Annotated in this window: 1 protein-coding gene; it reads right to left on the bottom strand. The window is 58.2% G+C overall.

Annotated features, from left to right (window positions below):
* Window positions 1–6,863, bottom strand: a 6,863-nt coding sequence (locus Q0X21_RS05465) for a G5 domain-containing protein (protein ID WP_297850807.1), incomplete at its 3' end; no start/stop codon positions are given.
* Window positions 6,864–7,198 lie beyond the last annotated feature (335 nt).

Here is a 7,198-nt window from a genome sequence, read left to right as displayed (position 1 = left end):
ACAGTCTCGTTACCGGAGGAACCCGGCTTGGTCGGATCCTCAGGATCCGTCGGCTGATCCGGGTTATCCGGCGTATCCGGGTTGTCCGGAGTATCCGGAGTGTCCGGCTGGTCCGGCGTATCCGGGTTGTCCGGGTCCGTCGGCGTATCGCAGTTGCACTTGGTGCCAACGCGGATCTTACGATCCTGCTTTTCCTTCGTCACCATCTCGGTGGTCTCCGGGTCGCCAACAGGCTCACCGTTTTCAAGCTTCCAGGTCTTGGAAACTTCCTTCTCACCGACGACACCAGCCTGATCCTCTTCAACCTTGCCGGCTTCGAGGTTCGGGTCGTACTCAACGATGGTCTCGTACGGAATCTCCTCGGTGTGCTTGTCCGTCAGCTCGGTCTGGTTCTCAGCCGGACCAACCTCGATGATGCGCGGAGTCGGGTCGCTGATCTTTTCAGTGGACTCGTCTTTGTCGACCTTGCCGTTATCAACGGTCACCGTAACGGTGTGCTTGATCTCGCCAGGCGTGCCCTCCTGGACAACCTTGGTCTCACCCGGCGCAAGGTCCGAGTTTACGCGGATCTCGGTCTCGTACGGAGTCTTCTCAGTCCATTCGACCTTGTCAGAAACAGGGTCAGCCTTGGTGCCCACGCGGATGACCGCGTTGATCGGCTCCTTGGTGCGCTCGGTGGTCACGGTCGGCTCGCCGGACGGCTTACCGTCCACGATCTTCTGAGTAGAGGTCACAACCTCAGTACCAAGCTCACCCTGCTCATCGACGACCTGCTCGCCCGCCTTCAGATTCGGATCGAAGACGATCTTCGTCTCGAACGGAACCGGCTTCTCAGTCTTGGTCACAACCTCGCTGTCGTCAGCCTTTGGGCCGTACTCGATGATCTGCTGAACCGGCTGCTTGGTCACCTTCTCGGTGGTATTCACCGTGGAGGTGTTGTCCTTCGCAGTGAAGTCGGCGGTGAATTCCTTCTCGCCGTACTCACCCTCCTGGACGACCTTCATCTCTCCCGGCTTCAACTCCGGGTTCACCCGCACGATCGTGTCGTACGGCAGCGGCGCAGTCCACGTTGCCTTGTTCGTTGCCTCAGCAGGCTTGGTGCCGACAGTGACAATCTTCTCAACCGGCTTCTCGATGATCTCCTCGGAGATCTTCGGGTCGCCAGGCTTGGAGTTGACGATATCGCGTTCGATCGTCACCTTCTTCTTGCCAGGCTTACCCTCCTGAGTGACCTTGGACTCTCCCGGCTTCAGGCTCGGGTCGTAGACGACCTTCACATCGAACGGAACCTCAGTCTCAATGGACTCAGTATTCGTGCCGGTGGTCTTGGTACCAACACGGATGATCTGCTTGACCGGCTCCTTGGTGCGCTCAGTGTTCACCTCAGGATCACCAGACGGCTTGCCATCGACAATCTTCTGAGTGGAGGTCACAACCTCAGTACCGGTCTCACCCTGCTGATCAACCTTCTGCTGACCCTCTTCAAGAGAGTCATCAAAGACAATCTCAGTCTCGAACGGAACCGGCTTCTCAACCTTGGTCACCACAGAGGTGTCCTTAGCAGCAGGACCGTACTCGATGATCTCGTTAACCGGAGCCTTGGTCTGCTCCTCTTCCGGGGTCACCGTTGCCTGATCACCCTTAGCGGTGAAATCAGCAGTGTAGGTCTTCTCACCCGGAACACCCTTCTGGACAACCTTGATCTCACCCGGCTTCAACTCCGGATTCGGACGCGTCTCAACCTCAAACGGAACCTGAGCAGTCCACGTCACCTTCTCCGAAGCCTCAGACGGCTTCGTACCAACCTTGATCACCTGATCAACAGGCTCTTCGGTGACCTTCTCCTCAACGGTGGCTTCGCCATCCGGCTGGGAGTTGGTCACCTTCTGGGTCACCGTGGTGGTCTTCTTACCCGGCTTGCCCTCAGTCACAGTCTCAGACGTACCGGCAGGCAGGTTCGGATCGAACTCAATCTTCACACCAAACGGAACCTCAGACTCAACGGTCTTCTTGGTCTCACCAGTGGTCTTGGTGCCGACGCGAATCTTCGCGTTGGTCGGCTCCTTGGTCCGCTCGGTGGTCACGGTCGGCTCGCCGGAAGGCTTGCCGTCCACGATCTTCTGAGTAGAGGTCACAACCTCAGTACCCAGCTCGCCCTGCTGATCGACAACCTGCTCGCCTGCTTCCAGGGAGTCATCGAAGACGATCTCAGTCTCGAATGGGACCGGCTTCTCAGTCTTGGTCACAACTTCGCTCGGCTCTGCGCCCGGACCGTATTCAATGATGCGCTCGACCGGTTCGGTACGTGCCTTGGTCTCCTTGACCGTTGCCTCACCATTGGTGCCAGTGAACACAGCGGCGTAGGAAGCCTCGCCGTTCTTGCCCTCCTGAACAACCTTGGTCTCGCCCGGCTTCAACTCCGGGTTCGGACGCAAGACGGTGCCGAACGGAATCGGCTCCTTCCACTCAACCGACTCGGTCGCCGTGGCCTGCTTAGTACCAACGGTGATTACCTCATCGACAGGCTCCTTCGTGATCTCCTCAGTGATCTGCGGATCGCCCGGCTTGGAGTTGGTGATGTCGCGCTTGATCGTCACCGTCTTCTCACCCGGGACGCCCGGGGTGGTCACCTTGGACTCACCTGCAGGCATGTTCGGGTCATACTTCACGACGACCTTGTACGGAGCCTCCGTGGTGAAGGTCTCGGTGTTCGTGCCGGTGGTCTTGGTACCAACGCGGATCTTGGCGTTCTTCGGCGCCTTCGTCTGCTCAGTGGTCACCTCAGGATCACCGGACGGCTTACCATCGACGATCTTCTGGGTAGAGGTCACAACCTCAGTACCAAGCTCACCCTGCTCATCGACGACCTGCTCACCCTCCTCGAGGGAGTCATCGAAGATGATTTCGGTCTCGAACGGAACCGGCTTCTCAACCTTGGTCACCACAGAGGTGTCCTTAGCAGCAGGACCGTACTCGATGATCTGGTTAACCGGAGCCTTGGTCTGCTTCTCCTCCGGCGTGACCGTTGCCTGGTCACCCTTGGCAGAGAAGTCAGCGGTGTAGGTCTTCTCGCCCGGAACACCTTCCTGGACGACCTTGATCTCACCCGGCTTCAGCTCCGGGTTCGGACGAGTCTCAACCTCAAACGGAACCTGAGCCTTCCACTCAACCTTTTCGGAAGCCTCAGACGGCTTGGTGCCGACGGTAATGACCTCGTCGACAGGCTCCTTCGTGATCTCCTCAGTGATCTGCGGATCGCCCGGCTTGGAGTTGGTGATGTCGCGCTTGATCGTCACCGTCTTCTCACCCGGCTCACCCGGGGTGGTCACCTTGGACTCACCAGCAGGCATGTTCGGGTCATACTTCACGACGACCTTGTACGGAGCCTGAGCCTTGTAGGTCTCGATGTTCTCACCAGTGGTCTTGGTACCGATGCGGATCTTGGCCTTCTGCGGAGCCTTGGTCTGCTCGATGTTGATGCTCGGCTCGCCGTCCGGCTTGCCGTCCTTGATCTTCTGGGTGGAGGTAATGGTCTGCTCACCCGGAACGCCCTCTTTGTCGACAACCTGCTTACCGGACTCGAGGGTGTCGTCGTAGACGTACTCGATCTCGAACGGGACTTCCTGGGTCTTCTTGCTGGTCAGCTCCTGATCAGGGATACCCGGGCCAACCTCGATGATGCGGGTCTGCGGCTCCTTGGTTACCTTTTCCTCGGCCACAGAAGCCTGATCACCCTTAGACGTGAACTTGGCAGAGTAAATCCTCTCACCGTTCACGCCCTCCTGGATAACCTTCATTTCACCAGGCGCAAGCGCCGGGTTCTCGCGAACCTCGGTCGGATACGGAATCGGGAAAGTCCAAGCGACATCCTTGGCGCTCTCGGCAGGCTTGGTGCCAATGACAACGACTTCGTTGACCGGTTCCTTGGTGCGATCCCAGGATCCGTCCTTCTTCATCTTCTCTGCGCCCGGCTCGCCCTTGGTTTCTACCTTGTACTCGCCGGCAGGGATGGTGTTGTCGTACTTGTACTCGACCTTGAACGGAACCTCACGCTTCGGAACATCAATAACCTTGATCAAAGCGTTGGTGACGTCCTTGGAACCGTCCTCATAGGTCACGGTGACGGGGACCTGAATGCTGTCGCCCGGCTCTGCGGTTGCCGGCGAAGTGGAGACAACGTTGCCCTTGTCGTCCAGGCCAACGATCCAATCACCGTTAGCAGTGTTGACCTTGTAGGTCGGGTTGCCGAAGCCGTTGTTCTCGCCAGTCGGCGTGAAACCCGGGGTCGCTGGATCGATGACATAGGGGTTATTGTCAGCAACCTTGACGTTAGCGCCGGCTGGCTGGCTGATCTCCAGCGGCGAAGTTGCCGTATCACCCGGGTACACGGTCTGTGGAGGGATGCCAGGCTCAGCCTCGTAGTTGTTGGTCAGCTTCACCACGGTGGTGACAGGCACCAGCGGGGTCGAGCCGTCCGGGGTGGTCACAGTGACGTTGATGGTCTTCTTGTCACCCGGCTTGGAGTCTGCCGGCGGGGTGGAAGTTACAACACCCGTGTTCGGGTCAACCGTGTACTTCCAGCCGTCAACTTCCTGCTCAAGGATCGGCTGATCGTTCTCGTCCTTGCCGAAGGAGAACTTGGAGCCCTTAGGCGCGTCCTGCACCTGATGGTTCACGGCCTTGTTCGGGCCAGTGGACTCCACGGAGTACGTCGGAGAGAAGTCGCTCCTCAGAACGACAACGGTGCCCTTTACCTCTTGCGGCTTGTCAGCGTTGTCGTAGTACGCAAGAACCGGGACGTTCAGGATGTAGCCCTCAGGAGCGGTGCGCGGAATCGTCGTCGTGATCTCACCGGTGTTCTCGTCAATCTTGACGGTCCACTTACCGCTATCGTCCTCGACGGTGTACTCAGTCTTGCCGTCCGCGAAGGTGTAGCGATTTGGGGCCTCGTCGGTCGTGTTACCGCTCAGACCACGCTCCGGAACCTTAGGCTTGAGGGAGACCTTTGCCGCCGGCTTATTGGTGACCGTGTCGTAGGTCGGGATCTTGATATCCACGATCGCCTGGAACTGGGTCTCGATCTCATCCGTGGTCTGGTCCGGGTAGGTTGCCTTGACCTTCGGGGTGATGATCGTGCCCGGTGCGACGGTGTCGTCAGCCTTAGCGGTGACCTTGCCAGTGTCATCGACGGTGACGGTCCAGCCGTCCGGCACGGTGGCTGGGTCGATCTCGAACTTGGCCGGGTGAACCGGCTTATAGCCCTTCATGATCGACTTGGTGCCCACCTGGGCGGTGAGGTCGTCACCGATGTGGCCCTTGGTCAGGCTTGGGCGCACGAGGTCGGTGACCTGGGTGTTGTTCGGGTCAACGACGACGAGCAATTCAAGCTCATCGGTGGAGCCGTTGGAGTATTCGACGGTGATCTTCGGGCGTGCGAAGGTGCCCGGACGTGGGTTTTCCGGAGCGGTGACGGTGACGTTGTAGTCATCGTCCATCTCGACGGTCCAGCCCTCGTAGACGTACTTCTCGTCGAGCTCGACCTTGGCTTCGTAGCCGCCGTCACCCTTCTTCTTGACCAGCTCCTTGATCAGGTCAGGGGTCTGGGTGAAGGTGACCTTCTGTGGCTCGGTAGCAATCGGACCGGTAGCACTATCAACGCCCGAGATGATCGACGCATCCGTCTTGTCGTACTTCGGGGAGTGGTACTCGGTGTCGTCCAGGGAGAACGCCTTCGAGTCGATGACGTTCGCCTTGTTGTAGCGCGTCAGCGAGTTGGAGCTGTCGAAGGCCTTGGGCTCGCCATCCGGATCGTTGTGCGCGCTGGCAGCCTGGAGCTGGTCCACGTTACGCGGCTTTGCCAGAACGGAGAAGTTCACGTTCTTATCAGTCGCCAGGTCGGTACCGCGGTACTCGGGCCAGGTGAAGAAGATCTCGCCGGTTGTTTCGTCGATACGCAAGTTCTGCGTACCGCCGGAGGCTGCCGGGTCCGTGGTGCCGATGAACTTGCCGTTACCGTCGTAGGCTTCCACGACCATGCGGGACATGGAATCGTCCGTGCCGCCGCCCGTCACATCCGGGATGTTGATTGTACCGACCTTGGTTTCATCGCCAGCAACAATGACGTGCTTCTCGAAGTTCTCCCAAGACACCGTGATCGGGTTACATTCGATGTTCTCGCTCGGCCACGGGTTCACAACGGCAGTGAAGGTTGCGCTGGTCCCGTGGGTGGCCCTTGGCCCATCAGGATTTTCCTTCGTATAGTTTCCCTGCCAGGCGTAACGCACCGGGTTACCGGCAGTGGCCCCAGCGAACTGCTTGACTTTCGCATCGGTCAGTTCCGCGAAAATGTTCAGGTTTCGCTGTTGCCTAAATCCATCAATCACGACGGCTTCGTCGGCCTTGTGCGTAACTGCCTTGCCAAGGAAGGTCTGACCGGCATTCATAGCAGGAATTTGAGCCGCATCGAGGTACGCACCCATAAGGCCTGAATTGGTAAAGCCCCAGTCAGCGAACGTGCGGTCCTGCGAGTTATCAAAGGAGACGCTCAAGCCCCAGGCTTTCTTGTTGGGGCTGGACGCGGACGGCTCAGAGGTGCTCCAGCTAAAACCAGCCTGGCTGCCCTGCTGAGAGTTGTTAGCCTGAACAACACACGAACCGGCGGGCAGGTCGGAGGCCTTCTGCTTATCCTGCTCGACCGCGCCGGACTTGTCACGGATGCCGCCGCTCAGGGTGGCGGCGGTTGCCTCAGTGGTGAGGGGGCCGGTTGGAACGATGCTCAGGCCACCCAAAGCCAAAGCGATTACAGATGTAGCGGCGATACCAGTGCGGGTGGGCTTCCGCAGACGCCGAGATGATTCAGTCAAAGTTGCTCCTTAGACAACCGCAAAGCGAGACCAGATAGATCTGACTCGCAGTAATGACCATGCGATTTTAAGACCATATGAAGAGCGGGACAATAGATTAGTCAGCCAAAATGCAGACACTTTTACCTTCGCACAGATTTAGGTTCAGCGTCAACTAGATTTAATGGCTCTGAGCTCGATGAATCCAAAAATTTCACGATGCTTCGACTGGGGCGCTTGTTGAAGCTGGGAAATGCCTAGACGCTTGATCGAAATCATTTTCATTTGTGAATCAGACGACATAGGCAAAAATTATGATCTTGTTCACAGCCATCGCATAAATGACAAAATGCCCC

The organism is uncultured Corynebacterium sp., from assembly GCF_947253065.1.
In the GTDB taxonomy this organism is placed as follows: Bacteria; Actinomycetota; Actinomycetes; order Mycobacteriales; family Mycobacteriaceae; genus Corynebacterium.
This window is presented reverse-complemented; position numbering and strand designations above follow the sequence as displayed.